Source organism: Halorubrum halophilum, assembly GCF_000739595.1.
GTDB classification, from domain to species: domain Archaea; phylum Halobacteriota; class Halobacteria; order Halobacteriales; family Haloferacaceae; genus Halorubrum; species Halorubrum halophilum.
This window is the reverse complement of the sequence record NZ_BBJP01000053.1, coordinates 1-681: the sequence shown is the minus strand read 5'-3', so window position 1 is coordinate 681 and position 681 is coordinate 1. Positions and strand designations below refer to the sequence as shown.

Here is a 681-nt window from a genome sequence, read left to right as displayed (position 1 = left end):
TCTCCACCCCCTTCCTCTTTGTAACAGAGACAGTTGCGTCTCACCCCGACTGCCCCGATGAGGGGCAGTTCGGGGTTAACGTCATCGCTCAATCAGCTCTGTCACGGTACGATCACCGCCTTCCTTACCGGAAGATCGCTGATCGCTTCGAGCAACTACACGGACTCGAACTCTCGGGTGCATCCGCGTGGCACGCGACCGAGCGCGCTGCGCGCGCCGGTCGCTGTGAGTACGAGCAGATCCGTCAAGAGATTCAGGATGCTGACGTGGTTCACATCGACGAGACAGGCATCAAGCGCGACGGTGAACAAGCGTGGATTTGGACGTTTCAGACCGTTCAACACACGTTGTACGCGGTCAGGGAGAGTCGCGGAAGTGATGTTCCCGCGGAAGTCCTCGGCGAGGACTTCGCGGGAACAGTCGTCTGTGACGGGTGGACGGCGTACCCAGCTTTCAGCAGCAACCTCCAGCGATGCTGGGCGCACATTCTTCGAGAGGCTGAGGACGCCGCCGAAAAGCAGCCAGAAGGTGAACCGATCTACCAGGCTCTCAGACAGGTATACGTCGCTCTCCAGGCTCGGCTGGAGAGCGACCCAAGTCCTCGTGAGAGAGCAGACCTCCAGCGTGTGGCGCGAAAAGAGCTTGAATCGCTGATTGACCGGTCAGTACCCGACGGACCAG

The 681-nt window shown here is 59.9% G+C and carries 1 protein-coding gene; it reads left to right on the top strand.

The window, feature by feature from the left end; genetic code table 11:
• A partial coding sequence (tnpC, locus tag ACP96_RS14115) for an IS66 family transposase (protein ID WP_154020484.1) occupies window positions 1-681 on the top strand: 681 nt, incomplete at both ends.